This window comes from Kovacikia sp. CALU 1929 (assembly GCF_056784235.1).
The window spans coordinates 18,486-43,592 of record NZ_JBXBCF010000056.1 but is presented as its reverse complement, the minus strand read 5'-3'; the positions used below and the strand labels follow the sequence as shown (position 1 = coordinate 43,592).

The 25,107-nt window shown below is 49.4% G+C and carries 25 protein-coding genes and 1 pseudogene; 4 read left to right on the top strand and 22 right to left on the bottom strand.

The window, feature by feature from the left end; all coding sequences use genetic code 11:
- Nucleotides 1–6 precede the first annotated feature (6 nt).
- The 12 genes from AC1S52_RS06140 to AC1S52_RS06085 form a co-directional block, all read right to left on the bottom strand.
- Entirely contained in the window at nt 7–216 is a 210-nt protein-coding gene (locus AC1S52_RS06140; protein WP_482028129.1) for a CU044_2847 family protein, read from the bottom strand.
- Nucleotides 180–341 (bottom strand): hypothetical protein, encoded by a 162-nt coding sequence (locus AC1S52_RS06135; protein WP_482028128.1) that lies wholly within the window; start codon nt 339–341, stop codon nt 180–182. The genes AC1S52_RS06140 and AC1S52_RS06135 overlap by 37 nt, the downstream gene beginning before the upstream one ends.
- A 181-nt stretch (nt 342–522) precedes the next feature.
- On the bottom strand, nt 523–1,557 hold the full coding sequence (locus tag AC1S52_RS06130; RefSeq protein WP_482028127.1) for a hypothetical protein: 1,035 nt from the start codon (nt 1,555–1,557) through the stop codon (nt 523–525).
- Nucleotides 1,558–1,644: 87 nt separating this feature from the next.
- A complete protein-coding gene (locus AC1S52_RS06125) occupies nt 1,645–2,157 on the bottom strand; it encodes a hypothetical protein (RefSeq protein WP_482028126.1) in 513 nt (170 codons plus the stop codon).
- Nucleotides 2,139–2,498, bottom strand: coding sequence for a hypothetical protein (locus AC1S52_RS06120; protein WP_482028125.1), 360 nt, complete (start codon nt 2,496–2,498; stop codon nt 2,139–2,141). Before AC1S52_RS06120 ends, AC1S52_RS06125 begins: the two co-directional genes overlap by 19 nt.
- Before the next feature lie 433 nt (nt 2,499–2,931).
- The gene (locus AC1S52_RS06115; RefSeq protein WP_482028124.1) at nt 2,932–5,322 is read right to left on the bottom strand and encodes an FHA domain-containing protein; all 2,391 of its coding nucleotides are present in this window, start codon (nt 5,320–5,322) and stop codon (nt 2,932–2,934) included.
- A 60-nt stretch (nt 5,323–5,382) separates the two neighbouring features.
- Nucleotides 5,383–5,673, bottom strand: coding sequence for a hypothetical protein (locus AC1S52_RS06110; RefSeq protein ID WP_482028123.1), 291 nt, complete (start codon nt 5,671–5,673; stop codon nt 5,383–5,385).
- A 446-nt stretch (nt 5,674–6,119) separates the two neighbouring features.
- Nucleotides 6,120–6,929: a pyrroline-5-carboxylate reductase gene (gene proC / locus AC1S52_RS06105; protein ID WP_482028122.1), complete on the bottom strand. Its 810-nt coding sequence runs from the start codon at nt 6,927–6,929 to the stop codon at nt 6,120–6,122.
- Between the two features lie 88 nt (nt 6,930–7,017).
- Nucleotides 7,018–7,632 carry a cell division protein SepF gene (locus AC1S52_RS06100; RefSeq protein ID WP_482028121.1) on the bottom strand — a complete coding sequence of 205 codons (615 nt, stop codon included), beginning with the start codon at nt 7,630–7,632 and terminating at the stop codon, nt 7,018–7,020.
- Between the two features lie 410 nt (nt 7,633–8,042).
- Entirely contained in the window at nt 8,043–8,759 is a 717-nt protein-coding gene (locus tag AC1S52_RS06095; RefSeq protein ID WP_482028120.1) for a YggS family pyridoxal phosphate-dependent enzyme, read from the bottom strand.
- Nucleotides 8,756–9,025 (bottom strand): transcriptional coactivator PipX, encoded by a 270-nt coding sequence (gene pipX / locus AC1S52_RS06090; protein WP_482028119.1) that lies wholly within the window; start codon nt 9,023–9,025, stop codon nt 8,756–8,758. Before pipX ends, AC1S52_RS06095 begins: the two co-directional genes overlap by 4 nt.
- Before the next feature lie 128 nt (nt 9,026–9,153).
- The gene (locus AC1S52_RS06085; RefSeq protein WP_482028118.1) at nt 9,154–10,290 is read right to left on the bottom strand and encodes an ABC transporter permease; all 1,137 of its coding nucleotides are present in this window, start codon (nt 10,288–10,290) and stop codon (nt 9,154–9,156) included.
- 150 nt (nt 10,291–10,440) lie between these two features.
- Here AC1S52_RS06085 and AC1S52_RS06080 point away from each other — a divergent pair, with 150 nt between their 5' ends.
- On the top strand, nt 10,441–11,625 hold the full coding sequence (locus AC1S52_RS06080; RefSeq protein ID WP_482028117.1) for a glycosyltransferase: 1,185 nt from the start codon (nt 10,441–10,443) through the stop codon (nt 11,623–11,625).
- A gap of 72 nt (nt 11,626–11,697) precedes the next feature.
- Here AC1S52_RS06080 and AC1S52_RS06075 read toward each other — a convergent pair.
- From AC1S52_RS06075 to AC1S52_RS06060, 4 genes and pseudogenes are all read right to left on the bottom strand, one after another.
- A pseudogene (locus AC1S52_RS06075) lies at nt 11,698–11,853 on the bottom strand (type II toxin-antitoxin system HicB family antitoxin); the annotation flags it as partial.
- A gap of 388 nt (nt 11,854–12,241) precedes the next feature.
- Nucleotides 12,242–12,694 carry a PIN domain-containing protein gene (locus AC1S52_RS06070; RefSeq protein WP_482028116.1) on the bottom strand — a complete coding sequence of 151 codons (453 nt, stop codon included), beginning with the start codon at nt 12,692–12,694 and terminating at the stop codon, nt 12,242–12,244.
- Complete coding sequence (locus AC1S52_RS06065) at nt 12,691–12,975, bottom strand: hypothetical protein (RefSeq protein ID WP_482028115.1); 285 nt, start codon at nt 12,973–12,975, stop codon at nt 12,691–12,693. The genes AC1S52_RS06070 and AC1S52_RS06065 overlap by 4 nt, the downstream gene beginning before the upstream one ends.
- A 50-nt stretch (nt 12,976–13,025) precedes the next feature.
- A complete protein-coding gene (locus tag AC1S52_RS06060; RefSeq protein ID WP_482028114.1) occupies nt 13,026–13,244 on the bottom strand; it encodes a hypothetical protein in 219 nt (72 codons plus the stop codon).
- A gap of 361 nt (nt 13,245–13,605) precedes the next feature.
- Here AC1S52_RS06060 and AC1S52_RS06055 point away from each other — a divergent pair, with 361 nt between their 5' ends.
- The 3 genes from AC1S52_RS06055 (at nt 13,606) to tatC (ending at nt 18,526) form a co-directional block, all read left to right on the top strand.
- Nucleotides 13,606–15,807, top strand: coding sequence for a BamA/TamA family outer membrane protein (locus AC1S52_RS06055; protein ID WP_482028113.1), 2,202 nt, complete (start codon nt 13,606–13,608; stop codon nt 15,805–15,807).
- A 67-nt stretch (nt 15,808–15,874) separates the two neighbouring features.
- Nucleotides 15,875–17,557: a serine/threonine protein kinase gene (locus AC1S52_RS06050; protein WP_482028221.1), complete on the top strand. Its 1,683-nt coding sequence runs from the start codon at nt 15,875–15,877 to the stop codon at nt 17,555–17,557.
- 144 nt (nt 17,558–17,701) lie between these two features.
- The gene (gene tatC, locus AC1S52_RS06045; protein ID WP_482028112.1) at nt 17,702–18,526 is read left to right on the top strand and encodes a twin-arginine translocase subunit TatC; all 825 of its coding nucleotides are present in this window, start codon (nt 17,702–17,704) and stop codon (nt 18,524–18,526) included.
- A gap of 4 nt (nt 18,527–18,530) precedes the next feature.
- On the opposite strand, the gene AC1S52_RS06040 is transcribed toward tatC, so the two are convergent.
- The 6 genes from AC1S52_RS06040 to AC1S52_RS06015 form a co-directional block, all read right to left on the bottom strand.
- Complete coding sequence (locus AC1S52_RS06040; protein WP_482028111.1) at nt 18,531–20,294, bottom strand: alpha/beta hydrolase; 1,764 nt, start codon at nt 20,292–20,294, stop codon at nt 18,531–18,533.
- Nucleotides 20,295–20,821: 527 nt separating this feature from the next.
- On the bottom strand, nt 20,822–21,055 hold the full coding sequence (locus tag AC1S52_RS06035) for a hypothetical protein (protein WP_482028110.1): 234 nt from the start codon (nt 21,053–21,055) through the stop codon (nt 20,822–20,824).
- 182 nt (nt 21,056–21,237) lie between these two features.
- A complete protein-coding gene (hemJ, locus tag AC1S52_RS06030) occupies nt 21,238–21,819 on the bottom strand; it encodes a protoporphyrinogen oxidase HemJ (protein ID WP_482028109.1) in 582 nt (193 codons plus the stop codon).
- A gap of 21 nt (nt 21,820–21,840) precedes the next feature.
- Nucleotides 21,841–22,041, bottom strand: a complete 201-nt coding sequence (locus AC1S52_RS06025; protein ID WP_482028108.1) for a DUF2811 domain-containing protein — start codon at nt 22,039–22,041, stop codon at nt 21,841–21,843.
- 731 nt (nt 22,042–22,772) lie between these two features.
- A complete protein-coding gene (locus AC1S52_RS06020; RefSeq protein ID WP_482028107.1) occupies nt 22,773–24,299 on the bottom strand; it encodes a cryptochrome/photolyase family protein in 1,527 nt (508 codons plus the stop codon).
- Nucleotides 24,300–24,423: 124 nt separating this feature from the next.
- On the bottom strand, nt 24,424–25,026 hold the full coding sequence (locus tag AC1S52_RS06015; protein WP_482028106.1) for a thiol-disulfide oxidoreductase DCC family protein: 603 nt from the start codon (nt 25,024–25,026) through the stop codon (nt 24,424–24,426).
- Nucleotides 25,027–25,107 lie beyond the last annotated feature (81 nt).

Genomic DNA, 25,107 nt, shown 5'->3' with positions numbered 1-25,107 from the left:
GGGGCGTTAAGAGGCAGGCTTGTCTAATTTTGGCTTATTTTCCCACTCCAGGGTAATTTCTAAATTGGCAGTGCCTGTACCCCTGACAATGGCGGCAACTAAACTGCCCTGCTCAATCCCGATCGCCAGACCATATTTCACTGTAGCTTTGGTTGGCTTTGCCGCTTGAATTGGCGCTACTATGACTTGGGAAATTTTGGCGATCGCCTTACCCACGCATCAAACGGTAGGGTGCCTGCCTTGACTTTTTCCAGCCCAGTTTCGGTGACTTCAACTTGAGCGATAACGCCATCACCCAGGTCTACTGGAATCAATTCAGTCGGCAAATCTGCATTTGGCATAGATTGTTTATTTATAGGCTGCTCATCGTTTTAGCTGCACAGTCAGTTTGTCCAGAGGGGTAATTTCGTATGGGCTGATGAAGCTGGCTGAAGCAACATAACGTTCGCAATCACCGGACACCAATACCTTTATAATGCAACAACCATACTGAATTGTTCCGGTGCATTGCGATTGTTAGGTTTAGTTTGTGCCAAGTAGTTTCAGTGCCAGTGCTTTTGCTTTGTCTATTGGTAACTCTTTTTCTTCAATATGTTCACCGTGGCTTAGCTGATCACGGATCTTTTTCATCTCTAGGAAGCACGCTACATCACTCTCTTCAATCCTTTCCCAAGCAATTATTGAGCACCAATGGAACCGTTGCGATAAATTTTTCGAGTCCACAAATATTTTTTCAAAAAACTTTGTAGCTGGTTCTTTTACACGATCAGGCACATTGAAAGCTTCTTGCACGTTGTTACTGTAATTCAATGACTTATATGTACTGTGAGTGTATCTCTCTATAAATTGAAAGTAACCAAGGAATTTTTTCAATTTATCAGATTCATTAAGAGCTGCATAAAAATGCCTACACGTATCTTTAGTTAGAACGGGCAATAACCCTTTCGATTTTTCTAATGATGTGTTGATTTGTTCAAGACTTTTCGGAGAAGACACATCGAGGCTACCGCTAAAAGTGAATTTTAGGTCAAAAAGTGTTTGCCCTTTGCTTGTGACACCGAAAATACTGCGCTCTATTGGTACAAGATCGACTTGCTGTTCTAGTGTCGAAAGATGAACCGTTAAAGATGTCACGATACCTGGAATAGCTTCGTCTTCCCACTCCCTAATTTCTTTTTTGTCAAAAGCATCATAAGTATAAATACAGCCATCCTTTTCCTGCCTATATCCTCCTCGCAATTCCCTTGGAGAAGCTTCTCTAAAATAAAGTAAGAGGAAAGGCGGATTTACTTTCTTATCAGATAACCACTTCTCCTCATCTTCGGCAAATACGTCCCCAACTAATATTTTTGAAGCTTTATTAATTGATTGAGCGATTACAACAGTACAACGATCTGCGATAGATACCACGTCTGACTGCTTTCCCTCGCAGTCTTGCTGAAATACCATTCCCCGCAATGAGTAAGCTCTAAGAATCCCAAAATGAACTGCTATCACATCAGTCAAGGGATACTCAGTGTAACCCATAGCTTCAATTGCATATCTCGAGAGAGTCATTTCGTCTTCGTAATTTGTGATTTAACACCTAACGTTGCCCATCACCCGCCGCAGATAAGCTTTGCGTCACGGTGTGCATGGGCGTTGTTATGCACCATTAGGTGGTGATGATGGGTCAAATCCATCTTCTATTGCTCGATCAAGTCCGTCCAACAATTTCTTTGCTATTTCAAGCCCCTTAGCCCAGTCAACGTCCTGTTCTTCTTCGCGAAAATGTGCGGCATGAGCAGCGCGATTACGGAGATCACGAAAAAAACGAAATTCATGTGCCGTTTCGTGCGGGATGTACCCCTTTATTGCAAGATTGTCTATGAGATGTGGAATTTTGCGGGATAAATCCATTAAAGCCCTCCGACCAATCTCGTCGCCGGGTGTTACCGTCAGTCTCAATAATCGTTCCTCAACAAGGTTGTATGCTTGCAGAACAGCCGACTCAGGAGAAATCTGAAATAACGGATCGAGTGCATGTTCGTTCTCTTCAATTTGTTGAGCGAGTCCGATAAATGCGAGTTCATCTTGCGATAAGTGTGATTTCAATACATCTGACAAATCAACACCATACTCATCGCTAAGTATCCTTTTTAAAAAAAGATTATGCATTCCAGGTAGTAGAAAACGCTCTCTGCATCAGGAAATCCAAATCTATGCTGAATTGTATTGCGATCGTCGATAAGCAATTCAATAATTGGACGTTCCGGCACTATGACATTATGATCAGCAAGTTTGTCAAATACTTCCCAGATGCCAATTGTTTGAGGCTGTTTTGGCTTATAAATACTTTCGCCTTTGTCAATCAACAAGTCTTTCAAGATCAGCTCGACTGAATTGGCTAAGTGCAGAATAACAAATTTGAATTTTCGAGGCTTATTGGCGCGGTAAAGCTCAACCGCGTGAGCAATCAATTCCATCGAACTGACAAAAAGGGGAGATTTATCGCTCATGGCTGACCCGTCAGGTACATAACAACATCATGGCGCATAACTATTAATAGACTGAAATTTTCTGCCTAAGATCCCGTAGTAGGTGGATAGGGAGAATGGTTCGGTATAATACCCTAAATTTAATACTTATGCAGATTATTTCCGCATAGTACCCCGCTCAGGCTAGATAGCCCGAATTTTTCGGCATAATTTCAGATCTTTAGAGAGATGCACGGCATCTTTATCTTGGATGCCAACTGATCGCTTTGCGCTACAGCCCTCACCGATGAGTCAAGGGTTAAAACTTACTGTACAGAGCTTTGCTGTAGCTCTCCACGCTCCGGGTGGATCTACAGCAGGTTCCATAGAACTGTCAGCCCAGCACGATCGCCCTTCTTCCAAAAAGCCGAAGATTTTGCTTTGACACCAACAGCTAAAAACCAACTACTAAAAACTACCTGAAAATGTCCTTCCGCTTCTGCACCCAGAAGGTAATCACCAGATAAATAACTGCATGGAGACAGAGCATTCCCCAATTGAGCCACAGGTTATTCCAGGTTGGGCTATAAACATTGCTGGCTTCAAACGGAAGTGGAATTGTGCTGCCATCGGGAAGTCGGGTAGGTTCTGGCACCATACTATTCACATCGACCAGACTGCCATAGCCACCAATTGACCAACGACTTAGCATCAACCAGGAAACTTTACTGGTAAATCCTTCGATGCTGAACAGCACACCGGAAAAAATAATCTGAGGCAACAGCAGTAGGGGCAGGGCGCTGTTTGCCTGAGTGCTATTGTGGACGATTGCCGAAATCATTAGCCCCATACTCATGCAAGCAATCAATGTGAGAAAAGTCGTTATTCCCAATCCGGCACTCCACGGCAGCAAGGCTGAATTGGGATCGGCAAATCCAATTAGAATCACGGCGACCATCAATAGGGTTTGCAGTAAAGCCAAACCCGAAAGAATCAATGCTTTAGAACCTAAATAGGCAAACAAGCCCAGGTTAATCAACCGCTCCCGCATGTAAATGGCAGACTCTTTAACAATTTCTTGCAGGGAACTGGAAAGTCCCACCCAGAGAGCCGCACAGGTAAACACAAACAACACTCGCAGCGCCAGGGGAGCCAAAGTTGGATCGGGAGTGTCGCCGAAAAGGAAGGGATCTCTATTACGGATTGCCAGGGTAATTAAACCAATGCTCAGGGGGGCCGTTAACAGAGCCAATCCGAGATTGATCGGATCACGTACAATCAGTTGAAAGTAGCGCTGGGTCAGCAGAAAAAGCTGTTTAACGAAAGACGCTCCCTGGCTGGGAGAAGCGAGAACTGGTCGCTTGGTTGAATTTCCAGGACTCAAATGCCCTGTGACGTAATGCCAGTGATCATCGGACTGGCGAAACTTTTCTGCCCAGTGGCGGACAACGGTTTCGCCCCGCTCTAACTCGTTGTAAATATCAGCGAAGTCATCGGAGGTGACATCAAAAAACTTGAGTGCTTTTGTAGGAGGACCAAAATAGCAGAGTCGTCCACCCCGACCTACAAAAACAATGCGATCGCACAGGGTAATATTTGCCGTGGCATGGGTGACTAAAATGACGGTGCGCCCCTGGTTTGCCAGCTTGCGGAGCAACTGCATCATCTTTTTGTCCAGCCCCGGATCTAGCCCCGAAGTCGGCTCATCCAGAAAGAACAGCTTGGGGTCTGCCAGCAGTTCTACCCCAATGCTGACCCGTTTCCGCTGCCCACCGCTGAGCCTGCTGACCAGCACATTACGGTGTTCTTCCATCTCAATTTCAGCCAGGGTTTGGCTGACCACTTCTGCCACATCCGTGTCGGCGGGTAAACGCAACCGGGCAGCATAGGTCAGCACCTCAGCAACCGTCAGTTCCCGATGCACAATGTCATCCTGGGGCACATAGCCAATCTGGGAACGGTAGATGCCAAAGTTGTGGCGCAGAGCATTGCCATTCAAATAGACCATACCCCGATCGGTGGGATCAATGCCCAGTAAGGTGCGCATCAGGGTAGACTTGCCTGCCCCACTGCCGCCGACCAGAGCAACAAACTGTCCCGGTTCGATCGCCAATGAAATCTCATCCAGCAGGCGACGCGGTTGCTGGCGCTGGTCTTTTACCTCCCGCACCAGTTCCCAGGCATCCAGGCGGATCTGGTTCCCCCGATCTACCACTTCCAGCTTGTCTCCCTGCAATTCCAGGGTAAAAGGTCCAATCTGGACGGTGGCTCCCTCCGTCAAAAATGTGCTTCCATTAACCCGTTCGCCATTGACGAACACCCCGTTCATGCTGTGATCCCGCAGGATGTAGCGATCGCCACTATCCGGCTCAATCGTGGCATGGCGGCGGGAAATGATCGGAGCTTCCAATTGTAGGGTTGCCTGGGGATCTCGCCCCAGCAGGACAGACCGATTTTTCAAAGAAATTGCCCGTTTATCGGGGAGTTCAACCGCATCTGAACCAAAGGGGTTACGGTAGGTCAGCAAAACCTGACTGCGGGAATTTTGCCCAATTCGCAGTTCCGTGCCTGGTTTCAGTAAGTAGCCTTTGGCAGGGGTGATGCGGGTGCGGTTAAGAAACAACCCGTTAGTACTGGGTTTATCCCCGTCCCCGTCATAGATACAGTAGTCTTCTCCTTCTCGACGCAAGCAAGCATGGCATCCAGAGACCATTTGCCAGTCCGTCGGAACCAGCAAATCTGCCCGTTTGGGATCCCTTCCTAAAAGGTGCTGCTCCTGGGTTAGAAACAGTTGAATACTGTGTCCCTGGTTGTTTAATTCCAGAAATGGCTGGGTAAAGACAGTTTTCTGCTCAATTGCAGGCATGGGAAGTGAGGGGCTTGAGAATGAAGTCAGGTAAACCCTTCGTCAAGCATACCCAGACGCTTAGTGGGTATAGCGCCCCCAGCGAAAAAAGGTGGTCACTATATAGAGGACAACCAACGAACCAATCAGGGAAGGAATCAGCGGAACTCCTAAAATTGCCCAGTCCAGGGCATCATGGCTCAACCCATACTGATCCCGGAGGAAGTTAAAGACAACTTCACCCAGCCAAACACCGACCAGTCCAGTCAGCATTAGCCCTAGAAAACGACCGGGAATCCGGCGTGGGATCAGAATATTTGCAATGCCAGCGCAGAGGATAGCGACGATTAACTGTACAGCCAGATGTTCCATAGTTGATTAAAGAAAGGGGAATCGGTAATGGCTGCACCCATGATTCAGGGGGGCATTGGTCATTGGTCATTGGTCATTGGTCATTGGCTTTGACTTCAAACCTGAATCCAAAGTCAGGAACCAAAGGGCTGAGCTTGACCAGGAAAGCAAGAATTGGCAGTTTTGAAATGAAGTCATATCAATTTAAGTGGTCAATGCAGTAGATGCGAGTGTGGGGTTGAAAGGGGTGCTGCTCCCACACACCCATCTGCAAATATTTCTAATCACATTAGGATCAAAATAGGAAATTGACTCGTTTGGGTGAACCTAAGAACGAGCGTAATAATGCATAATTCTCTCCCTAATTGGTAGATCCGGGAAAAAGGTGGATCTTGTAGAGGGGAAGGTAAACAAGCGAAGACCTCCGAAGTCTTTAAGACTTCGGAGGTCTCTGGAGGCTGGTTTGATTAGCGTCCCAGTTCTTGCGATCGCCGATAAGCCGCCTGGACTGCTTCAATCACAGATGAGCGAAAACCGGATCGTTCCAGTTGAGCAATGCCTGCAATGGTCGTGCCACCCGGACTGGTGACCCGGTCTTTCAGTTCGCTGGGATGCATGTTTGATTCTTGCAACAGTTGGGCGGTGCCTTTAACCGTTTGTAATGCCAGTTGGGTTGCGATCGCTCTGGGCAAACCAGCCGCGACTCCCCCATCGGTTAAGGCTTCGACCATGATTGCCACAAACCCCGGACCAGAACCGGAAAGTCCAGTCACCGCATCCATCAGAGATTCAGAGACTTCCACGACTTCTCCCACAGCTTGAAAAATTCGCTGTGCCTGCTCCAGATGATGGGGTTGGGCATGGGTACCGGGGGCGATCGCAGTCATGCCCGCTCCCACGGTGGCTGGGGTATTGGGCATTGCTCTGATGATTGGCAGTCCGCTAAAAGCGTTCTCGAGTTTACTCAGAGGAGTCCCTGCCAGAATAGAAATGATCAGTGGTTCAGGTTCTGATGGGTGAGGCACCCTAGACAACCCCGCCACAACTTGCTCAAATACCTGTGGCTTAATTGCCAGCATCAAAACTTCGGTTTCACAGGTTGCCTGATTATCTTCAGTAACCTGCACGTTGTAACGTTCTGCCAGCAGCGATCGCCGTTCTGCCTGGGGTTCACTGACCAGTACATCCTGGGGGGCATAAATCCCCTGCACAATAAGGCGGGATAAAAGAGCTTCGCCCATTACCCCGCCACCAATCATACTAAATTTAATTGCCACCAAACGCCTCCTCAAGTCGTTAGCGATCAGATGTTAGTTGTGAGATAGATATGACTTCTAACAACTAACATCTAATAACCAACAACAACTATTGCGCCATCCGGATCTGCTCCGTTGACCAGGCAGCAGAGGGAGGAGCCTGACGGGGCATGCGCACCTGGGGCTGCTGAACAGGCGCTTCAAAGCCTGTTGTGCCTTGAGTGCTAACCTGAACACAACTGGGAGTGAACAGAAAAATGCTTTCGCCAATCCGTTCCTGGTGCCCATCGATCGCGTAGGTGCCCCCAGCCACAAAGTCTACCGCTCGTTGTGCTTGGTCGGGGTCCATAATCGTCAGGTTGAGGACAACGGACTTGCGCTCACGTAATGCCTGAATTGCCTGGGGCATTTCTTCAAAGGAGCGGGGTTCCATCACCATCACTTCAGAAATACCGTTTACAGCACCCGGCATTCCAATCACATTGCTCATGCTGGGAGCAGATCCCATCCCCACATCTGCACCCATTGACACTGGGCGATCGCGGAACCGACTACGACGAGTCCGCAAATCTTCTTGGGCTGGCTGGGGCATTGGTTGGGGAACATGCTCCTGCTGATAGAGATCTTGATAATCCCCACCATCCATTTCATCGTACTCGTACTCGTAATCCATCTGCTCATTAAAGCCAACGAAATCCCGTAGTTTGCTGAATAGATTGCTCACTGTTCACGCTCCATCACGATCAGGGTTTAGTTATGAATCTATGCGGATGACTAGAAACTCAAAAACATATCTAGTCGTTATTGTCGAGAATTTAGGACTGCCTTTAGGGGTTGTAGTGATAGCCAAACGACTTACGTTAATGGCTCAATCTGCAAACGAATATATTTAGGCATCCCGCCTGTTTGGCTGAATTGAAAGTTTAGTATACATCCACATTCCTGAAATGGATAGGTTGTTCACGTTTTTTCGTTTAAAGCTTGGAGGATTCACGAAAATCGTTATCAGAGCAAGCAATCATAGACCACTTACTCAATTTTGAAGCGAAATATCTAAAAAAAAGATGCTTGCCACTCCATGCAAGCATTTAACAATCTCTAAAGGTTTTTCCTAAAAGTCTAAAGTTATTGTATTTAGTTGCCCCTTTGGGGGAGATTGATACTGCTTGGGCGATCGCCGAACAGGATGCGCCCCAGGCGTACCATCGTCGTACCCGCTTTGACCGCCAGCAAGTAATCGCCTGACATCCCCATTGAAAGCTGGTCAGTGCAGAGATGGGACCAACTTTGTTGATTAATTTTGTTAGCCAGGTCGCGGGTTTGTTGAAAAATAGTCAATAATTCTGAGTCACTTAAGCCTAAGGGGGCAATGGTCATTAACCCTGAGATCTTGAGATGCTCACATTGATCTAATTCAGATAAGTCATTAAGCAAATCGGAGGCTGACCAGCCATATTTATCAGGGTCTGGCAATAGTTTGACTTGTAGTAAAACCTGAGGTTTTTGGGGTAGTGGTTCCGCTAACCGACTGAGGCGTTGAGCCAACTTTAAGCTGTCGATTGAGTGAATCCATTGGAACCGTTCCAACGCCTTTTGGGCTTTGTTGGTTTGCAGATGCCCAATTAAATGCCAGGTAATATCAGTCAGATCGCGAAGCTGTTCTTGTTTTGCCTCTGCTTCCTGTACCCGACTTTCGCCAAAGTCACGGATTCCGGCATCGTAGGCTGCACGCATGGCATCGACCGAAACCTGCTTGGTCACAGCGATTAACCGGACAGAGGCAGGCAGGGTTTGGCGAATCTCAGAAATGCGCTCTGAAATTGTACTCCCAGGTTGAGGAAACGAACTCATTGAAATGTTTGCTTATAAACCACTTGGATGCGATCGTGATCCTGATACTGTCCTCCACGGCGCAGGATGCGCATCCGGTTTTCGACCATGATGCGGGCATCGGTTCGGGTAATGGGTTCAAACTCCAATCCATCCTGACCATTGGCGACCAGAAAAAACAGGCGCTGGGCATACAGGGTTGTAAACAACTCGCGATTTTCATCGACCAGGCATACCCTGAACAGCAAGCCAAAGTTGGGGTGATTAAGATAATTTTCGGTGCTCATTCAGGCTCAAGCTGGGCAGACATGAAAATGTTACATCTGTTTCTACATCCCATCACTTTACGTGATAAAGCGACTCTGTTCCAGTCATCATCCGATTTCGGAAGTACCCACCAACTAACAACTCCGACTCACCGCTGCAAACTACGCGGATCGAGAGCATCGCGTAGACCATCGCCCAAAAGGTTAAATGCCAGAACAGTCAGAATGATCAGAATGGCGGGGGGCCAAATCAGCCAGGGTTGTAGAACCAGAATGGAGGCGTTGGTTGCCAGGGATAGCATATTTCCCCAGGAGGGGTCTGGTTGCTGAATTCCAAGCCCGATCAAACTGAGAACAGACTCTGCCACGATGAAACTGGGAATAGCTAAGGTGGCTGAAATAATGACATAGGTCAAGGTCTGGGGTAGGACATGACGAACGACGATATAAAGCGACTTGCCCCCCATAGCTTCTGCTGCCTGAACAAACTCACGCTCCTTCAAAGAGAGTACCTGTCCCCGAATCACTCTTGCCAGCGCCGCCCAACTAATGAAAGAGGTAATCAAGATAATTAGCAGAAAGCGTTGAGCACTGGTCAGACCGGGGGGGAGGACGGCGGCTAATGCTACCAGCAGGTAAATGCTGGGAATCGTCATGAGCACTTCCACCAGACGCATCAGGCTACTGTCAATCCATCCTCCGAAGTAGCCAGAAATGCCACCTACCAGCATTCCTAGTGGGAATGAAATGGCGATTCCAACTAAACCAATGCTGAGGCTAATCCGTCCACCATAGATCAGACGACTAAACTGGTCTCTTGCCTGCTCGTCAGTACCGAGTAGATTGAACCTGGCAATGCCATCGGTACCAAACAGATGCAGGTTGCCAGGAATGCCGGGAAAAAGTTCGACTTCTTCAAATCTGGGGTCGGTCAGAGAAAACCGGGTGGGTAAGGGCAGTTTGATCTGGAGGAAGCGGTACTCTTCACCCTGGGCAAACAGCCTGAGGCGAGAGGGGGTGTTACGATCAACGATCAGTTGGCGATCGCCCGTTTCCAAATCTACAGGTCCCTGAATCGTGGGGTAAACATGGGGACCAATCAACTGCCCAGCCTGATCTCTCCAGTAAATCTGGGTTGGTGGCAACAGTGCCCCATCGATTTGAGAGCTGTAGGGGTCATAGGGCGCGACAAACTCAGCAAAAATTACTGACAGATAAAACACTAGTAGCACCACTGCTCCAAATCGCGCCAGATTATTGTTTTTCAGCCGTTGCCACCAGTTCATAGGGAGAAATCAAGAGTGAGGGGTGTAAGCAACAATTTTAGACAGGGATTCTATATCATGACAAACTCAGTGGGATTATCTCATTTTGTTATTTGATTCTCAGGGTATCTCGCCCTGTCCCCTATGTTCTAACCCTTCAAGCAAACCTCAATGTTTCCTGTTGTTGAAACCCTGCTAACTGTCCTGATCATTGGCTCCATTGCCTTCTACTTTGCCTGCGCTTTCTTCACTTACCAGTTCTTCTCAAATTCCCAACATCAGGGAGACCATTCAACAGCCAAAGGCACCAACTCCCCCCCTCTCCCCTTCACCCTTTCCCTTCCCCACCCTCCCATCTCCCTTTTGATCCCTGCCTGTGGGGTTGATGCTGGGGCATGGGATAACTGGACTTCCCTCTGCACCCAGACCTATCCTGACTATGAGGTGTTGTTTGGGGTCACGGATCCCCAGGATCCCTGTATTCCAGTGATCAAAGACCTGATCGCTGCCTATCCTGAGCGGGTGAGGCTGTATGAGGGATTAGAACCACGGGGCTTTAACTATAAAGACAGTAACTTGAGTTATTTGCTGGAAAAGGCAAAATATGATCTAATTGTCTTTGCCGATAGCGATATCCGGGTTCATTCGGACTATTTACATACTGTCACTGCCCCTTTGGGGGATGAGCAAGTTGGGATGGTGACCTGTGCGTTTATTGGTTATGAGCCTCAGTATGTGGGAGCCGCGATCGCCTCCCTGGGGCGGTGTGTCGATTTCATTCCCAGTCTGCTGATTGCGCGATCGCTGGATGGAGGGTTGCGCTGTGCCGTGGGAGCGACGATCTCCACCCGTCGCTCTGCCCTGGAGGCATACGGGGGATTGCAGATGAATCGGATTGGTTCGGACTATAACATTGGCAAACGGGCGGCAGAGGCAGGCTATCGGGTAGAGTTGTCTCCCTATGTGCTGGATTCGGACACGGGGACTGAAACCGTACAGCAGGTATTTCAGCGGGAGTTGCGCTGGTCCAGGACAATTCGTTTCAACCGGGGGGCACAGTACTACACGATGGTGTTTTGCTTTGGGACGGTTTATTGCCTGCCGTTGCTGCTGGTATCTGGGTTTGCGGGCTGGGCGATCGCTCTGACATTGTTAACCTTTACCATTCGTTATCTGCAAGCCTTAGTCGCCATTTCCAGTATCGGTGCGCTGAAACTGATGGGATGGCTGTGGCTGCTTCCCTTGCGCGACTTACTCAGCTTTGCCAGTTGGGTTGTGGGAGCGTTTGGTCGTGGTGTGTATTGGCGAGGAAGGCGGCTGCGAATTGAGGGAGATGGGTTGATTACGCAATGGTGAAAGCTTTGAAGCTCCTACACCTTATCTGACTTAAAAGCTCAAATTTAAGGGTTGGATCGTTTGGATGCTTACTCACACGGACACCAAGAATGTTGCAAAGTTGTCTTCTGGGATAGACAAGCCATCTTCTTCTAGTGCAGTCACGTAGCCTGCGATCGCTTCCTTGATGGTTGACAGAGCCTCCTCTTTCGTTTTTCCTTGGCTATTACATCCCTTCAAGCTTGGGCACTCTACAACCCAATAACCTTAGATTACCCGTCTTGTATGCTGGTTCATAGGTCACACAACAGCAAGTAACGTTTCTCCGTAATCCATAAAAAGACCCAATAAAGGTGAGCATATCAATATTCGAGCAGAATTGTGAAGGGGCGATCTCTTTTACAAACTTCGCAATGTCTGTGTTCAACAACGCCCAGGGCCACACTGTTGCCATCAGATTCCCAAATGCTCCAACTTATCATTTTTTCAATTCTCTAAACTTGCCACAGCCAGTCCTCGACCGCGATCTCACAGATAACTCCAAGCGGTCTAACGGTGAAGTTGTGCGGTGGCGACAATCTTGAACTCTCGCCGATCACCTCTGTTCCGTCCGCACCAACGCAGTGTTAGGTGGCGATCAACTTGGAGGAATGCTCTGCCACAATTCGGCTGCAACAAATCTCGATAAGTGCCCTATATTCGTTGTCGCAATGACAACACCTGCGACTCCGAGAGTCATTGCTTGAGCCACCAAAATCATATCACCGTCAATCGTTTTGTCACCCGCTGTCGGTTGCCCTTGCTGACGAGCCTGTGCCCAAAGCTGCGCCGCTTGACGCATTGCAGTCGTTGTAATCGGCAAATACTCAAGAAACTTGGCTAAATCATCTAGACGAGCAATCCCCTTTGTCTTATTTGCTCGTAACAATTCACGTCGAACCTCGTAATCTGCAATTTCTGGAATAATGACGCGATTCCCTACTGTAACGTGGGTCTGAAGCCATTGGGCGCAAGCAATACTCTCAGCAGATAACCTTGGATTCGTGACTAGACCAAGCGGACCAGTATCTAAAGTGATGACTCGGCTCACCAAGTTACACCCTTCATGTCAAGTGGAAACAACTTTCGCTCAGATAACCGATCATCATCTAAGGCATGAATCAAATACTGACCTGTTTCTTGCTGTTCCTCCACATCCTCATCATCAATCCAAGACTGGAGCAAGTTGACTGCTTCAGTTTGTTTTTGCTTCAACGAAATAGAATTTACTAAAAGTTGCAATACCAATTCCTCTACTGAAAGCCCTTGTTGATTGGCTTCCTGTAAAAGATACTGCTCTAGCTCTGGTGACAGGTCAAGGGTTAATGTCATAGGTCTTTCGAGAATACGCCTTAAAATTGTAACTCTGTAAAGTTAGGAGTTTAGGACACGATGGCGCTGCGCCTTAGACAGCAATTCTCCAAATGGAGGCTGATTTGACGATAGGTTTCAACCTGAAGCTGCTCGGATTGTTTCGCCGTGAGCACTAACTCGCCCAAAGTACTTTTCAGATGTCGGGGTTTGCCCGATGCTTTGCCAGTAAATGTTTTAACCATCCCTAAAAGCGTGTAATTCAGGCTTGAATACGGTTCTAACTTCATAAATAGGACATCAGTACTGAAAAATTAGCGCCTTTACATCTAGGGTCATGGAGCAATTAATTTAAAGTTTAGGCTCTAGATGTAGCGCATTCCTCAAATTTCGTCTACACTCCAGACGTGAAAAGCTGGATCCTCTAGCACCCAACTCAGATTAACACTCTGGGCAGTTTCTTCTGCTATAGAGCAGGCTCGTGCAAGTCCATCCCTGGCACCTGACCCCTAAAAATTTGCATTCTTTTGTAAAGAAAGCGTCGATTTTGGTGCAGGTGTGCAAAATGAATGGGCATCTCTGGCAAGCCCAGTTTTTCCATGAGACAGAAAACGCTGTTGAAATGCTGAGTCAATTCGCTCCTAACTTGCTTTGATTTCTTCACTGCCTACTTCTGAGAAGCCTTCTCTGGCGTGGTTGCCCAGATATCTGGTGGTTTCTGCGATCGCCCTTCCTCCCCTGGCGATCGGTCAGTTTCTCCTGGCAAACAGCCCTGTCAGCGCCCAGACTGCCCCTACTCCAGACTCCCAGTTTTACCAGCGCTATCAAACAGTGGATGTCGCTGAAACGGAACCGGCTACGCCACTCCCCCCTCAAGCCGCTCCGGGTGTTGCCTCTGTGCCTGAAAACACCCAGCCATCCTCCTTTTCAGATCCGATCTGGGTGATGCCAGACCAGCCAGCCGCATCCCCGCCGCCGCCTCTCCCGACGGCTCCTTCTGTGCCTCCTCCCGTTCAAGTCACGGTTCCCGATATTCGTAACACCCCACCGCCCCCTTCCAGCAAACCGGCGACTGTTCCACCACCACCGAGCAAGCCTAACATTGCTCCTGGACTGGCAGTGACCGCTACCAGTGTTGCGATCGAGGGGGTTGACACAGAACTGCAAGAGGTCGTTCGCCAAAACATCAAAACCCAGCCCGGTGGACAAACTAGTACTGCCCAGCTAGAGCAAGATGTGGCAGAAATCTTAGAGAGTGGCTTTTTTGCCACTGCCACGGTTAGCAGTCGTCCCAACCCGAATGGGATTAGTGTGGTGTTTCGGGTAACCCCGACCGTTGTGCAGAGGATTCAGCTATCGGGGGCACAGGTTCTGACCCAGAATGTGGTGGAAGAACTGTTTCAGCCTCAACTGGGAGCTACCATTAGCCCCGCTGCCCTGACCCAGGCAGTGCAACGCACAAACCAGTGGTATGCCCAGAATGGCTATGCTCTGGCACGGGTGCTGACTCTGGAACCTACCCGTGACGGGACTGTGATTATGACAGTGGCGGAAGGGGCTGTCGGCGATGTTCAGGTACGGTTTGTCAACCAGGAGGGCAAGCCCGTTGATGATAAAGGGCAACCCCTGCGTCATCGCACTCAGGCAAACTTTGTCCGGCGGCAGATTAAGCTGCAACCGGGGCAGGTTTTTCAAGACCAGGTGGTGCGCCAAGATTTAATGCGGCTCAATGAGTTGGGGATTTTTGATAGCGTTAGTGTCAGCTTTGAGGGAGATGCCCGTCGCACAACCGTGGTTTATAACGTGGTAGAAGGGAAGTCGCGCGGCTTTAACTTTGGGGGTGGCTACAACACTGATTTGGGTGTGTTTGGCAGTGTTAGCTACCAGGATAGAAACTTTGGTGGGTTGGCACAGAGCATGTCTGGAAGTGTACTGGTAGGGGTGCGGGATGTGCAGTTTGATGCCCGCTTTGTCAGCCCTTATCGGGAGACGGATCCGGAGACTCCGGGCTATGGAGTGGAGCTATTTCGGCGGCAAGGGCTTTCCCGCGTTTTTGATGACCCTTACCGGCTACCAAATGGCGATCGCGTTCGAGAACGGCGTTTTGGTGGGGCGATCAGCCTCAACCGACCGATTGGACCCACCTGGATGGGGACACTCGGATTCAGCTATACCAATGTCAGTATTCGCGATAGCGATGGTACCCCCTTTGCGACCGATGGTGCTGGTCAGCCTCTGACCCTCAGCGACAGCGGCATTGATGACCTGTTTGCCCTCACCTTTAATGCTGTACGGGATCAGCGGGATAGCCCAATTAACCCCAGCACTGGTTCTATCCTCAGCCTCTCGACCCAACAATATTTCCCAATTGGGCGGGGGAACGTCCTTGGCAATCGGCTGGATGCCCACTATTCCTACTTTATTCCGGTCAATATCATCAGTGGGCTAAAAGGCGACCAGCCTCAAGTGTTGGCATTTAACCTTCAGGGAGGCACTTACCTGGGCGATTTACCCCCTTATAATGCCTTTATTCTGGGGGGGGTGAACTCAGTCCGAGGCTACGATTTCGGTGATGTCGCTGTGGGACGCAGCTATGTTCAAGGGTCTGTAGAGTACCGCTTCCCCATCTTTAAATTTATTGGTGGAGTCGTCTTTGCCGATTTTGGTTCAGCTCTGGGCACTCAGGATAATGTTCCAGGAGAGCCTGGGGAAGTGCGCGATTTGCCTGGAAGTGGCTTTGGTGCAGGGTTTGGCTTGCGGTTTAACTCTCCCATTGGCATTATTCGGACTGAACTGGGCATCAGCAATGGTGGAGACACCCGGTTCCATTTTGGCTTCGGTCTACCCTTTTAGTTCAGTTATGCTTTATGAATTATGAGTTAAACGAATTGGGAAACTGAACTCGAATTCAAGACCTGTGATGGATGTATTAATTGGTACAAGGCTTCAAGGTGGGAAGTATACCCTGGATCAGGAATTAGGTCGGGGCGGCTTTGGCATTACGTTCAAGGCAACCCATCACCTGTTGGGTCAAGTGGTGGTGATCAAAACTCCGAATGAAGCATTTCAGTACGATCCCAGTTACGGAGACTATCAGCGCAAGTTTCAGGATGAAGCCCGCCGTCTGGCACTCTGTGTCCATCCCAATATTGTGCGGGTAAGTGACTTCTTCCTGGAAGACGGTCGGGCATATATGGTGATGGACTACATTCCTGGTCCCACCCTGGAAGAGGTTGTTTTTCCCCACCATCCCCTGCCAGAAACGACGGCGCTTCACTACATCCGGCAAGTCGCCAGTGCGCTGAAGGTGGTTCACCAGAATGGCTTGCTCCACCGCGACATCAAGCCCCAAAATATAATTTTGCGTCAGGGAACCGATCAGGTCGTGCTGATTGATTTTGGGATTGCCCGCGAGTTTACCCCCGGTTCAACCCAGACTCACACGAATCTGATTTCTTCCGGCTATGCGCCGATTGAGCAATATATCGCCAAGGAAAAGCGCACCCCAGCAACGGATGTTTATGGACTGGCAGGCACTCTATACAGCCTGCTGACGGCTGAGATTCCCGTGGCTTCGATCCTGCGCGATCGCCAGCCCATGCCTGAACCACGCCACCTGCGACCCGAACTGAGTCCAGCGGTGAATCAGGCAGTGATCCGGGGAATGGCGATCGAAGTGCGCCATCGCCCTGCCAGTATCGATGAATGGCTGGCGCTCCTGCCGGACGGTTCTTCTGCCGGAATCGCTCCTCTCCCCACGACAACCCTGCCTCCCAGTCCTCCCCCACCCCGCACGGCGGCTACCCTACCCATCTCACCCCAGCAACCTGCTCCCTGGCAAACCCAGCCGGACGCTGACCACACCATCAATCAACCAACCGTTGCGCCTGGACTCCAGCGGCGTTCAGCACGTACCAATCCCCTGCTGCTCCTGTTGGGATTGTCTTTTTTGACGCTGGTGGGTGTGACCCTGGCATCCTTCTGGTTCCGAGCTATGCAACCCCCAGAGGCGATCGTGGAAGAAGTGAGTCCTTCCCCCCCACCGTCGCCGCCTCCAGTGGTCGAGTCTCCCGAACCAAGCCCCAGCCCTTCCCCCACGGTCAGCCCTTCGCCTGAACCCAGCCCTCCTGTTGTTGAAGAGACCCCACCAGCGGAGACACCCCCACCCTCTGAGCCTACCCCCGCTCCAGATACCACTCGAATTCGGGGTTTTGCCACGGGTACCCGAGAAAGTGAGATTAAAGCCTCTCTAGGAGAGCCAACCCAGGAGGGGAAAGGCTTCTGGCAAAATACGCGCACTGCCCTGTACGAAGTGGTTCCCAATGCCGTCACCCTCGCTTACATCTATGACATCTCCAATGGAAATGTGCGTCAGACGGAAGCTTCCTTTGCCCAATCCGTTGACCTGATGCAGATGAAAGTTGCCCTCAACGGCATGATGGGCGGCAGTGCCCCCGGTGAGGCGATCGATGAGTTACAGCGGGTGTACCAGCGGCAGTCCAATGAATACACCTTTTCCAAAGGAAACCTGAAAGGTGTCATTCAGCGGAACGACAAAGACCGAATTTATGTCGCTGTCTGGGAGAGGGATTTGCATGATTGATGGGTTTTGGTGGTTGGTCACTGGTCACTGGTCATTGGTCATTGGTCATTGGTCACTGGTTATTTTCAACTCTCAACTCTCAACTCCTAACTCTCCTCTACCCCCGATACAATAGGTAACAACCGATCGCATACTATCCAGCCAATGACCGCATCTCCGGAACTAGACGCTAAACCTGAACAAGAGTCGGGTGCTGACTCCGCCGATTCAACCGCGAACGATGCGGTAATGACTTCCTCATCGGCAGTGGTTGATGAGGATGACCTGATTGATGATGTGGAGATGTCGCTGTTTGACCATCTGGAAGAGCTGCGCCAGAGGATTTTTTATGCTTTGATTGCTGTTGGAATTGGCATTGTGGGCTGTTTCACGGTCGTAAAACAGATCGTGCAAGTGTTGCAAGTTCCAGCGGGTCCAGTTAAGTTTCTTCAGCTTTCACCAGGAGAATATTTCTTTGTTTCGCTCAAGGTGGCGGCATACAGCGGCATTCTGGTTGCCAGTCCGGTGATTTTATACCAGATTATTGCGTTTGTAATCCCCGGCTTGACCCGCAAAGAGCGACGGTTACTGGGTCCGATTGTGTTTGGTTCTAGCTTTCTGTTTGTGGGTGGACTGTTCTTTGCCTATGTGGCTCTGATTCCGGCGGCACTCAACTTTTTCATCTCCTATGGAGCGGATGTGGTTGAGCAACTGTGGTCGATCGATCGCTACTTTGAATTTGTTCTGTTGCTCCTGTTCAGCACAGGACTGGCGTTTCAGGTACCCATCATTCAGGCATTGCTGGGCTTACTGGGGATTGTTTCTTCCAACCAAATGCTGGCAGGGTGGCGCTTGGTGTTGCTAGGTGCCGCAATTATCGGGGCTGTACTGACTCCTTCCACCGATCCCCTCACCCAGAGTTTATTGGGTGGGGCGATCGTGACACTCTACTTCGGCGGTATTGGGCTGGTGAAATTGTTGGGCAAGTGAGTTCTCACTGTCCCAGGATGTCTTTTCGATGGCGGATGGGAGCGAGAACCACTTGAATTTGCTTTTTGCGGCACTGTTCTGACAATTGATCCAGTAACTGCTGTTTGGTGTCTAAGGGTAGGTCATCAAACGGAATATGCTTGAGTTCTTCCTGGTCAGCCAGGGATTTGAGTGTTTTTTGAAACCCCATAAAGGCAAGGTTATAGATTAGCTTTTGGGAAAAAATGCCGTCAAAAAAGCCTCCGTGAACGTTGATTGATTGGGAGCCACCAAAAAAGTAAGCGAAACCCACCCTAATGTAGTCGATGAAGTTGAGCGCTGGTTTTCGTTTGGCAAAGCTGACAACCCCTTTGGGTTCGCTTTGTTTTTTCGGATGGGTCAGGTTGTCCTGGTAGTCCACGTAATCTGTGCAATCGAAATAGGTAAACAGATCTGAAATTGGGGCATTTTTGAGGTCTTCCGTGTTCTCTTTTTCAATTTGTTGGAAGGCTCTGATTTCACTGAGTTTTTGGTGCTCTTGATCCGATGCCCGAATTTCTAGATAGCTGTAAGGAGAGCCAAAGGTGTCGTTTTCACGGTTCACAATGCCATATTTTTCATCTTTTAATTTGGTTGTTTTGCGATCGCCCGCTCCGCTAAACCGTGCGACGGTCAAATTTCCTAACCGATAACCACTAGAGCGTTTTTTACTGGGAAAGCTAATGTAATTTGCTGCCGTTGATGCCAGACGCAGGGCTAAATCGGCTTCATTCGTAAACACGTATGCCTCTTCACATCGCCGCAGGGCAGAACGCAAAAAATTCGCCCGTCGGGGGATGATCGTTTCGACTGGAATATCAGGAGCCACTAAAATTAAACGGGACAGACAAAAGATACGACCAATATTAGAGGCGGGTCTCTTTTCAATCGAAAGTTGGTCGAAAACATCGGACAGAATGCGGATGGCATTGGTCACGACAAAACCGCCCATACTATGACCAATAAAGGTGAGCTTAACTTTGTGCGGATTGCAGGAACTCGGATCAAATTTGCCCTTTTCATCCGCTTCAATCACTGCCAGGTCAATTTGTCGCAATAGCTCTACCAGATCAGGCACACCAAAATTGGTAGCGCGGTAGTTGTCTCTAAAATAGGCTGAAAGCCGTAGTAAGACCAGGCTCAGCAAAGTTGCAAAGGCAATTGCAGATGCGACTAACAGGAAGATCAGTAGCGCATTAGTTAGTAGAACATTATAGGATGCGGTAAAAGCCAGCAGGGGAGTAACGCCCAGAACTAGCAACAGTGCCACCCGAAAGATTTTAGAGGGAAAAATCGGAAAAGCTTGAAAAGCATTTTTCCGTTTGTCTCGAAATGATCCACCAACGATGGATGGATCACCCGTTGGCTTTTCAGAGGGCCACAGATATCCCAGAAAGAGGGCTGAATCTGGACGGCAAATCGTTTCTGCATAGTTGTGGATTTTGCGATATCGCTCTTCGGCATCGGATCGCTGCGTGCCGTAACCATGAATTGCAATGATAATTTCAGGATGGGTTGCTTCCACTAAATACCGGGCAATGTTTTTAAGTTCTTCCACAGCCGATTTGTTAGTCGGTTGCGGTTTGAGGGAAGCTTCCTCATCGACGTTAATGGGTGCGGTACTTCTGACGAAGTAACCGAGGACTGAGTCTGAGTTGAAACTTTTCTCCTCAGCACGGGGAGGCTTGATAGGATACAGTTCAAATTGAGTAATGTTCGGCTTAGAAGCAGATGCAATGGGCGTATCCATAGGCATTCATGAGTTCCTTCACAACAAGCTACAGCAACGTTAGCAAATACTGCTTAATAATTTATCCCTTTGCAGTAAAAATTCTTATGATGTTGTCCGAGCAACACTCCTGTCGTTGGCAGTTGAACCCACGCCTGCACAAGCAAAGCCTGCCTCCCCAGACTCCGCAGCTATTTGGGTAATCTGCGAAGGCGGATTTTGTAACTGTAGCAGCGGCTTCAATCGCCAAAGTCAGCGATAAAAAACAGGGCATAAAAAAAGCGCATACATTTATATGCGCCCTTGAACCTTAACAAAAGGCAATTACATACTTGAAACGCCAAAAGGCTGACCCTCATCCCCTAGCCCCTTCTCCCATTGAGTAGAAGAGGAAATGATCAAAGTCCCTCTCCCGCTGTGGGCTACCGTGTATACAGATCTCGGCTTCGTTAGAAACTGGCTCTGGGGGACTTCCCCCCAGTCCCCCGCCTTTTGGGGTCCTAACTCCCCCAAACCCCCCGAAAGGGTCTAGCGTTGGGGCTTCAAGTCTAGCGCGACGAGAATCGGTCAAACATTGCTTCCACTTCAAAAACCAACCGCTCCCCTTGCCACCCGTTTGCCCTTGCTTGAAGACCCAATGAGATGAAGGAAGGTTGCCATTCACGCCGAGATCGCATCGTTTTGGAGGGGGTGCGGGGGACGCAACCGTCCTCTGCCACGGGGGGGTTGGGGGGCTGCCCCCCAAGCAGGGTTTTGGCATTCACCGTTGACTCTGCGATCACCTACCGATTCAACTTTCACACTTGTGTATACACAGTAGCCCAGCTTGGGAGAGGCATTTAGGGTGAGGGGCAAATTGACGGCGTGGCAAGGGTTTTCAGCATTTTCACAAAAACTGTCCGAAATATTTCTTTAAGGTATATGCAAAAACTTCCTGGATTTAGTATTGAACAGGAGCAGAATTTTAAGAACCTGCCGCACTTGCCAGGTCATCGGCTTCTGCCTGTTCCCTATCCAATCGCCGTTTGCGCGCATAAAGCTGAATACTGACAGCAAATGCGATTACCATACCTGCTACGACATAGCTCGTTAAATCCGTTGGCAGATTGTTCTTGAAAATTGCCAGCATTACAATCACAACCAGAAAAATAGTGGGTGCTTCGTTCAACCAACGGAACTGTTGTGCTGTAATTTTGCACTCTCCGGCTGCAAGCTGTTTCATGATCCGTTTGCAGTAGTGGTGATAGCCAATCAATAGCAACACCAACCCAATTTTGACATGCAACCAGGGTTGCTTGAGGATTTCGGATTGTGTGGAAACTAGCCCGATCGCCATTGCCACAGTCAACAGCATCCCTGGTGTAGTAATGATGCTGTACAAGCGTTTTTCCATCAGCTCATACTGCTCTTTCAAAATACTGCGGGCAGGCTCTGGCTTGTCATTTGCCTCAGCGTGGTATACGAACAACCGCACCAGGTAAAACAAACCGGCAAACCAGGTGACAAACCCAACAATGTGAAATGCCTTATACCAGTAATAAGCCATGAAAAAACCTCTTCAAAATCTTCAAACCGCCTGTTTAAATACAGAGTCAAGATAGACCCGTGCAGCCTGGCGATCGCAATCTCCATTCTGCAACAAAAAGAGGGACAGTGCAGCGGCAAACACACGATCCTGATCCCAATCAGGGTGAGTTTCTAAATAGCGTGTGAGTGCCATGTGGAGTTCCTCTGGAATCTCTGCCAGGATGCTGACGGTTGTGTTCATGAAAACCTCAGATAATACTTGGGGCAGGTAGCTAGCTGATACATAAACGCTAATTTGCACCCTGTGGCAAACAGCAGGCAAATTACACCAACACCAGCGCTAGAGCATCAACAAAGCAACTCAATTGGTTACTTTGACGGGTTAAGGGAATTCCACAAAATGAATGCTCTCTGCAAAGACGGGCTTTAACAATGGGGTGGTGCTGAATAGCCGCATGAACTGAAATTTCGTTCCAATTCATCCAACTTCTAATTCATACCCAAAATCAGCAACGCCAACCATTGTTGTGACTGAAGCAAAAATGTCTGGGTGGACCCGTCGCCACGGATAAAATTGCGTTTGTGGAATTCCTTAACAGAACCGTTCGCTCTCGCTCCCAGCCCTCGTGTTAAGGCGTAAGTGCTTCATTTTGTTCGTGATCAGGCAACCTTGTCAATGATGCGAGTTAGTTCAAACTGAGGCGGGCTAAAAAGCCGCTCACGAATGAATCGGCATTTCAGCCCGATCCCCGTTACAAACATTTACAACTTACAATCCTCATGCCCCCGATCAGCCTGCTTTTCTGCAATCGCCTAAAAACAAGCAAAAACCGATTTCTTCGTCGTTCCTTGTGGAAAACTTTTAGAAAACTGTGGAAAACCCTGAGGGATCTGTGGAAAGCCTGTGGAAAGCCTGTGGAAACTGTGGGGAAAACTCTGGTTAACGATAAGTTTTGCAAACGCTGGAAAAAGTCAGGATTTATGGAGGTGCCATTCGGTTGCCTGCTGGCGAATTGCCTGTCGTTCTTCCGGTGAGATTTTATCCAGGTTTTTCAAGATGAAGCTCATGCGCCCCTGCGAATTGAGTTGTTCTCGATGGCGGTCCAGAAAGTCCCAATAGAAGAAGTTGAAAGGGCAGGCGTTGTCGCCAATGCGATCGCGGGCACTGTACCTGCACTGACGACAGTAATCGCTCATGCGATTGATGTAATTGGCAGATGCCGCGTAGGGTTTGGATGCCAGTACACCACCATCGGCAAACAGCCCCATCCCAATCACATTGGTTTGCATGACCCAGTCATAGGCATCAATGAAAGCGGCATGGAACCAGGACTCTACGGCTTGGGGAGACAGTCCCGCAATCAGGGCAAAGTTACTCAACACCATCAGCCGCTGAATGTGATGGGCATAGCCGGTCTGCTTAACCTGGCTCAGGGTTTGATGCAAACAGTTCATGTCCGTTTCCCCAGTCCAGAAAAATCCAGGTAAGGGATGGGTGTGGTCAAACCAGTTGCGCTGGGAATAGTCTTCATCTGTGAGGTGATAGACCCCGTGCATATATTCTCGCCAGCCCATGACCTGACGAATAAAGCCTTCGACACTGCTCAGGTTCCAGTCATTCTGGTTTTCCAGATAAGCCTGCTCGGCGGCTTGTACGACTTCTAAGGGGTGCAACAAGCTCAAATTGATGTAGGGAGAAATCATGCTATGCCACATTGTCATTTCTCCTGTGACCATGGCATCCTGGTAAGGCCCAAAACCGGGCAGGCGGGTATGGATGAAAAAATCCAGGACTTCCAGTGCTTGCTGGCGGGTTACAGCCCACCGAAACGGTTCAATTTGCCAGTATTCCTGATGCAGTTGAAACCGATCGCTGTGCTTGATCCAGTCAATCACGTCTTGAGTGATGGCATCGGGTTCAAACCATAGGGCTTTTGGGGTTTTTAAGCCTCCCTTAGGCGGTTTTCGGTTCTCCTGATCAAAATTCCAGCGTCCACCGATGGGCTGTTTGCCATCCATCAATACCTGAAAACGGCGGCGGCTTTCCCGGTAAAAGTCTTCCATCAGCAGGCGTTTACGGGAGCTTGCCCAGGATTGAAAGTCTTGTACATTCCAGAGGAAGCCATTGTTCGGAATTAAAGTGACCTGGCAGGGGAGGTCGAGGGACTGAATCAATTGAGCAAAGGGGCGATCGCTGGGAGCCATCAGCCGCAATTCAGTAATCCCTTGCTGCTTAATCCATTCCCTGAGCGGGTCGTGAAAGTTTTCAGCCGTGCGGTAATAGCTGATCTGCCAGTTTGCCTGCCGCAGTTCCTCAGCAAAGTGACGCATGGCAGACCAAACCAGCACGACCTTTTGCAGGTGATAGGGTATCGCCTGAACATGACTGAGTGATTCAATAAAAATCACTGGGGTGTTTGCCTGCTCATCCACACAGCTTTGTAAGGCTGACTGTCCCGCCCATAGCTGATCGCCTAATACCCAAACTCCGACTGTCATCTCTTAGCCTCAACCGTATTTCAGGGCGTTGCTGATTTTGGGTATGAATTGAGAGTTGTATGAATTGAAACTTCGTTCCAATTCATACTGCTATTCAGCACCACCTTTTTCAGAGTCTAAATATCTATAGACGACAACGTCCTTCGGTGCTGCACTCGAGGCGTTGCTGGCGATCGGCGGCGATCGTTGCCAGATCGGGCCGTCCAGTCAGGCGTAAGCGCCAATCTGCCCAAATTCCGTAGAGCCAGTCGGCAATCCCACCAATGACAGGCACCTTTGTCACTGCGTAGATCCAGCCCATGCCCAGGATTTCATACACGCGCCGAAACACCTCTACGTTTTTAACTACAGTGCCATCGGGAAGCACCGCATGAATGCGACCCATTGCCGTTTCAAAGTCAACCCCACCGTGACTTTCGGGGGCATAGTCATCCTGGGCAATATCCACAAACTCAACCAAACCCCGCCCTGCATCCCGCTTTCTTAAAAAGTTGACTTCGCGCATACAAAGGGGACATGCGCCGTCATACAGGAGTTTGATCTGCCAGGGGGGCAAGGGGGAGGGGGAGCGGAGGAGGGAGGTTTGTTCTGGCGATCGCTGATTCATAGCCACATAAGGATTGTTTCTATTAAAAATTGTAACGAAAACAAAGCGATCGCTGGGAGGGAGAGGGGGAAGAGGTTGGTAGTTGGTAGAGAAAGGCAAGCCGGATTGGTCATTGGTCATCGGTCATTGGTCACTGGTCACTGGTCATTCTTAACTCTCAACTGCTCCTCTGCTCCTCTGCTCCTCTGCCCCCCTTCTAAC

What these genes read in the sequence shown, in the direction of transcription:
- AC1S52_RS06135 (WP_482028128.1), bottom strand. Translation starts at nt 341, where the DNA reads ATGCCAAATGCAGATTTGCCGACTGAATTGATTCCAGTAGACCTGGGT.
- AC1S52_RS06120 (WP_482028125.1), bottom strand. Translation starts at nt 2,498, where the DNA reads ATGAGCGATAAATCTCCCCTTTTTGTCAGTTCGATGGAATTGATTGCT.
- pipX (WP_482028119.1), bottom strand. Translation starts at nt 9,025, where the DNA reads ATGAGCACCGAAAATTATCTTAATCACCCCAACTTTGGCTTGCTGTTC.
- AC1S52_RS06080 (WP_482028117.1), top strand. Translation starts at nt 10,441, where the DNA reads ATGTTTCCTGTTGTTGAAACCCTGCTAACTGTCCTGATCATTGGCTCC.
- AC1S52_RS06020 (WP_482028107.1), bottom strand. Translation starts at nt 24,299, where the DNA reads ATGACAGTCGGAGTTTGGGTATTAGGCGATCAGCTATGGGCGGGACAG.
- AC1S52_RS06050 (WP_482028221.1), top strand. Translation starts at nt 15,875, where the DNA reads ATGGATGTATTAATTGGTACAAGGCTTCAAGGTGGGAAGTATACCCTG.
- AC1S52_RS06095 (WP_482028120.1), bottom strand. Translation starts at nt 8,759, where the DNA reads ATGAGTTCGTTTCCTCAACCTGGGAGTACAATTTCAGAGCGCATTTCT.
- AC1S52_RS06065 (WP_482028115.1), bottom strand. Translation starts at nt 12,975, where the DNA reads ATGACATTAACCCTTGACCTGTCACCAGAGCTAGAGCAGTATCTTTTA.
- AC1S52_RS06085 (WP_482028118.1), bottom strand. Translation starts at nt 10,290, where the DNA reads ATGAACTGGTGGCAACGGCTGAAAAACAATAATCTGGCGCGATTTGGA.
- AC1S52_RS06040 (WP_482028111.1), bottom strand. Translation starts at nt 20,294, where the DNA reads ATGGATACGCCCATTGCATCTGCTTCTAAGCCGAACATTACTCAATTT.
- AC1S52_RS06025 (WP_482028108.1), bottom strand. Translation starts at nt 22,041, where the DNA reads ATGAACACAACCGTCAGCATCCTGGCAGAGATTCCAGAGGAACTCCAC.
- AC1S52_RS06110 (WP_482028123.1), bottom strand. Translation starts at nt 5,673, where the DNA reads ATGGAACATCTGGCTGTACAGTTAATCGTCGCTATCCTCTGCGCTGGC.
- AC1S52_RS06060 (WP_482028114.1), bottom strand. Translation starts at nt 13,244, where the DNA reads ATGAAGTTAGAACCGTATTCAAGCCTGAATTACACGCTTTTAGGGATG.
- AC1S52_RS06125 (WP_482028126.1), bottom strand. Translation starts at nt 2,157, where the DNA reads ATGCATAATCTTTTTTTAAAAAGGATACTTAGCGATGAGTATGGTGTT.
- AC1S52_RS06015 (WP_482028106.1), bottom strand. Translation starts at nt 25,026, where the DNA reads ATGACCAATGACCAATCCGGCTTGCCTTTCTCTACCAACTACCAACCT.
- tatC (WP_482028112.1), top strand. Translation starts at nt 17,702, where the DNA reads ATGACCGCATCTCCGGAACTAGACGCTAAACCTGAACAAGAGTCGGGT.
- hemJ (WP_482028109.1), bottom strand. Translation starts at nt 21,819, where the DNA reads ATGGCTTATTACTGGTATAAGGCATTTCACATTGTTGGGTTTGTCACC.
- AC1S52_RS06115 (WP_482028124.1), bottom strand. Translation starts at nt 5,322, where the DNA reads ATGCCTGCAATTGAGCAGAAAACTGTCTTTACCCAGCCATTTCTGGAA.
- AC1S52_RS06130 (WP_482028127.1), bottom strand. Translation starts at nt 1,557, where the DNA reads ATGACTCTCTCGAGATATGCAATTGAAGCTATGGGTTACACTGAGTAT.